The following is a 4,761-nucleotide window of genomic DNA, read 5'->3' as shown; positions in this document are numbered from 1 at the left end:
CTGCTTTTAAGATCCGTTCTGCCGTCGCCTGAGCCTGTGTTATCACAAACGGACTATTCATCATGAACAGCGCCTGTGCAGGAACCGTCGTCACCGGACGATTTCCCACCAGCATTTCCGGTGCAGGAAAATCAAACACCGCTAGCGCCGCTGGTACGCTCCCACGCACAATGGGTAAATAAACACTACGACGAAACTCCGATGGATTCTGCTTCATTTTCGTGTTTTTATTCGGATTGACGGCCTGTTCCGGATAATGTGAAACAGAAGAGCCCCCCTGCTTCAAATCAATCTTACCTGAAATTGACAAGACCGCATCTCGAATACTTTCCGCAGATAATCGTCTGCGATTCATCCGCCAGAGCAATTGATTACCAGGATCGCGTTCAAAATGAGCCGCACTGAATTCTGAACTCAAACGGTACGTCTTACTCAGCATAATTTCATGGATCAATGTCTTGATTGACCAGCCCTGTTCTACAAATTGCTGCGACAGATAATCCAACAACTCCGGATGGGTCGGCTGCGCTCCCAGATGTCCAAAATTATCAACGCTGCGCACTAACCCTTTTCCAAACAGATGCTTCCAGACCCGATTCACAATCACGCGACTGGTCAACGGATTCTGTGGACGACTCAACCAGTTCGCCAGTTCCAGACGCCCACTCTGCTTGGGACTGACTTCCGGCGATTCCGAAATGGAAGCGATTGTCAGAAAACCGCGATCGACTTTGTCACCCAATTGGTGAATGTTTCCCCGACGGGCAATCCGATAATCCGCTGGATCTGGTTGTTCGCCAACGGCAAGTGCCATCGGCTTGGGGGGAGGCGCCGTCTCTTTTAATTTCGCAATCTGTATCTTCAGCTTTTTGACGTTTTCTTTCAGTGATTTAATTTTTGCTTGCTTGGCCGCATCATCGGCTTGAACGGGCTTTTCTACTTTCGCGAGTGAGGCATCTTTTCCAACGGGTTGGTCTTGCGGTATAAATTGAATCGCATCGACGACAACATAACCTCGAGTCCCTTTAGTCGAAATCTCAACCGAACCAGCTTTACCTGCTACGAATTCAAAGTGACCCAGTGATAGGAAAAGGCTGTCAATCGGCGCCACTTTAGTCTGATTTACATAGACCGTTTTTGTTCCTTGCTTTGAATGAATCGTCACGGGCACACGTTTGGCACGGCCTTTACTACCAGGAAATGCAAAACGAACTTCGTATTTTCCCGAAGCAGGCAGATCGGGAACAAAGCGGATCTTCTTTTCCCCCTTCTGTTCATTCTTGTCATGCACATAGCCAGCACCCAGATAATTTTTCGAGTAGACCGAATCCTGCCACGCGCCGGTTTTCACAGCCTGGAGATCATCAACGACAATCCCAGTCAGTTTCTTCAAACGCTTCTGCTGATCGGTTTTATTCTCAAGCAATTTGATCTGATCGGAATCTGCTTTTAACTTTTCTTCCAGAGTTTTTAATTTTGCTTCATATGATTTCAGAGCAGCCGCATGCTCGGGCTTAACAGGCAAAGGACGCGTCATCCACCCCGATACGAACTGGTTATTCAATCGGATTCCATGCACGGTTTCCGTACTGCGGAAAATTCCCGCCAGAGCATAATAATCGGTCATTGGAATCGGATCAAATTTATGATCATGACACCGGGCACATCCCAGAGTCATGCCCATAAACGCACGGCCGGTAACATCAATCTGCTCATCAACCACATCCATCCGCAATTTTTCTTTATCCCGTTCGCTGAGCATTTTGGCACCCATTACCAGAAAACCCGTCGCGATAATATTTTGAGTCTGCTCTGCATCATTTTTATAAGGCAGTAAATCGCCAGCAATCTGTTCGCGGACAAATTGATCGTATGGTTTATCTTCATTAAATGCCTTGATCACGTAATCGCGATACTTCCAGGCATTGTAAAATGTCAGGTTAATATCTAGACCGTTCGAATCGGCATAGCGGGCCAGATCAAGCCAGTGACGGCCCCAGGTTTCACCATATTGCGGCGAAGCCAACAAACGATCAATCAACTGTTCATAAGCCTGCGGAGATTGATCATTCAAAAACGTCTGAATCTCTTCTGCTTGAGGAGGTAATCCCGTCAGATCAAAATAGACGCGACGGATCAGCGTAAGCCGATCTGCAGCAGTGACAGAAGTCAAGCCAGACTGTTCCTGCTTCGAAAGAATAAATCGATCGATGGCGTTAGCAGGCCAGTTTTTATTTTTAATATCGGGAACCTTCGGTTTTTTCAAAGGTCGAAACGACCAGAACTCGCGCTCTTTTGTAAAATCGATCGCAACGGCTGACTTTTTCTTCTGAGAATTACTTATCAATTTTCCTTTTCGAGGATCGGGCGCCCCCATTTGAATCCATTTTTGAAAATCTTGAATGACATGCGCAGGTAGCTTCTCATCCGGAGGCATTGCGTAAAAATCAGGATCATGCTCAATTGCCTGCAGAATCAAACTCTGCTTGAGATTGCCAGGCACCACCGCTTTTCCCGAATCGCCACCCTGCAATAAACCTTCGCGCGTATCAAGCACAAAGGAGGCACTTTCCTCATCCGGTTCCCCTGCATGACACTCATAACAATGTTTTACCAGAACCGGACGAATTTTATTCTCAAAAAATTCGATGCCCGCCTGATTATTATTCAGAGTTGCCTTTTGGACCTGAGCGAGTGCTGATAGCCCGTTGAAGAAATTCAACGCCGCCATCAAGAGCATAAAAAATATGGAATACCGGAAAGAACGCAATGCAGTTCTCCTTCTTGAAGCTTTTCGATGAGAATCGTAATCAACACGCTCACCCAAAGCGAACTCTTCAGGATTGAAACTCAGCCCGGGAGGGCGTCGTTGGGCTACGGAAGGAGCTGAGTTTTACAACAGTTCATTATAAGCGATATATGGGAATCCATGAACTAAATTACCTCGATTTTATCTGTTTTTTCGACAGTTCTCATTAAGAAATCTCGCAAACTTTGACGGAAAGGAACCAGTAAGACAATAAAAACCGAACACCCCTGCTAACCGGCCCCGAAACCAAAGTGAATTCCGCGCCGCATCACAAACCAGTCGCAAAGCAATCTTGGTGTAAAATCATGACGTTACCGCTTCGCGCGAAAACAATAGAGACACCGACATCACTCACTGATCTTTTTCCAGGACTCCTTTTTCCAGGACCCATAGAGAAAACCCTTAGATCAATATCGGGAACCCTTCCATCTGCTGCAGTTTTCAAAAATCAGCAAGATTCGTTTTGCACCCGGAATCCTCTTTTCTATAATATACCGTATTGATTCTAGTACTCTGATCACTGTCGTTTTACTCGAATGGGACCAACCATGGATCGCCGAAAATTTTTACAGGGTTCTACTTTGGGGCTCGCCAGCCTCTCGCTCGAAAAGGTCGCCAAGGCATCCGCCAGTGAACGCGTGCGTGTGGGCATGATCGGCGCAGCGGGTCGGGCTTCTGCTCTCAATCAATATTTCGCCGCAAATGCGAATTCAGAAATTGTGGCCATCGCCGAAATCGATACGGCCCGTCAGGGAAAGACCATTGAAACCGTCACCAAACTTCAAGGCAAGAAACCTCAGATCTTTCAGGACTTTCGAAAACTGCTCGACGACAACAGTCTAGACGCCATCGTGGTGGGCACCCCCGATCATTGGCACGCCATCCCCACGATCCTCGCCTGTCAGGCCGGGAAAGATGTCTACGTCGAAAAACCGGATGGTCATAATATCATCGAAGGGCAGCGCATGGTCGCCGCGATGAAAAAACACAAACGCATCGTGCAGATGGGATCACAACATCGTTCCACCGAACGATTGAAGACGGCCCTAGACTACATTCGCACCGGCGCCCTCGGTCGTTGTCTCGTGGCCAAAGCCTGGGAAAGCACCCGTCAAGGAAATATCGGATATCCGCCCGACAGTACACCCCCCGAAACTGTAGACTACGACATGTGGCTCGGCCCTGCCAAAAAGCGCCCCTTCAACAAAAATCGCTTTCATGGACGCTGGCGCTGGTTCCATGATTATGGCACCGGAGACCTGGGCAACGATGGCGTGCATCGGCTCGACATGGCATTCGCCGCGCTAAATGCCGCCTGCGAAGCCCAAAAGGACGATGCCATATTGCTCCCCACAAAAATCTCAGCAATGGGCGGAAAATGGTATTTCGACGACATGCAGGAATGGCCCGATACTCTGCAGGTCAATTACGAATACACAAGCAAAACCCCTAAAATCCTGACCTATGAAATGCGGGTTTGGGCTCCCTATCAGTTTCATGGCGAATCCGAAGGTGCCGCCCTCTATGGAGACAAAGGTTACATGGTCATCGGCAACAGCCGTTGGCGTGTCTACACAAATGGAGGTCGACTCACCAAAGAAGTCAAAGGCAACAGCGACGCCACACCACACGTCCAGAACTTTTTAGACTGCATCAAAACCCGCCAAAAACCAGCCTGCGATCTGGAAACCGTGGGACACCCCGCGTCCGTCCTCTGCCACGCCGGCAATATCGCCGCCCGCGTCGGACGCACTCTTACCCTCGATCCACAAACAGAACTCTTCCTCAACGACAAGGAAGCCAACCAACTCAGAGGCCGAGAAGAATGGCGCAAACCATGGATCTTGCCCGAAGTTTGAATTCCTTTGCAACCAATTAAATATTAAAAATACAACAAAAAAAAGATAGGGGTAGGAAGGACCGGTTGTTCCCGGTCCCCCCTCCCTCCGAAC

The 4,761-nt window shown here is 48.5% G+C and carries 2 protein-coding genes; one reads left to right on the top strand and one right to left on the bottom strand.

All coding sequences use genetic code 11. The features are described from left to right. A partial coding sequence (locus Q0668_RS07350; RefSeq protein WP_298862082.1) for a DUF1553 domain-containing protein occupies positions 1–2,770 on the bottom strand: 2,770 nt, incomplete at its 3' end. A gap of 587 nt (positions 2,771–3,357) precedes the next feature. On the opposite strand from Q0668_RS07350, the gene Q0668_RS07345 reads away from it, so the two are divergent. After that, on the top strand, positions 3,358–4,668 hold the full coding sequence (locus tag Q0668_RS07345) for a Gfo/Idh/MocA family oxidoreductase (RefSeq protein ID WP_298862079.1): 1,311 nt from the start codon (positions 3,358–3,360) through the stop codon (positions 4,666–4,668). Positions 4,669–4,761: the final 93 nt, after the last annotated feature.

It is taken from the genome of uncultured Gimesia sp. (genome assembly GCF_937910335.1).
GTDB lineage: Bacteria > Planctomycetota > Planctomycetia > Planctomycetales > Planctomycetaceae > Gimesia.
The sequence above is the reverse complement of the archived record's forward strand: the minus strand, read 5'-3'. Positions and strand labels throughout refer to the sequence as shown.

Coding starts and splice junctions, on each gene's coding strand:
- Q0668_RS07345 (WP_298862079.1), top strand. CDS start 3,358: ATGGATCGCCGAAAATTTTTACAGGGTTCTACTTTGGGGCTCGCCAGC.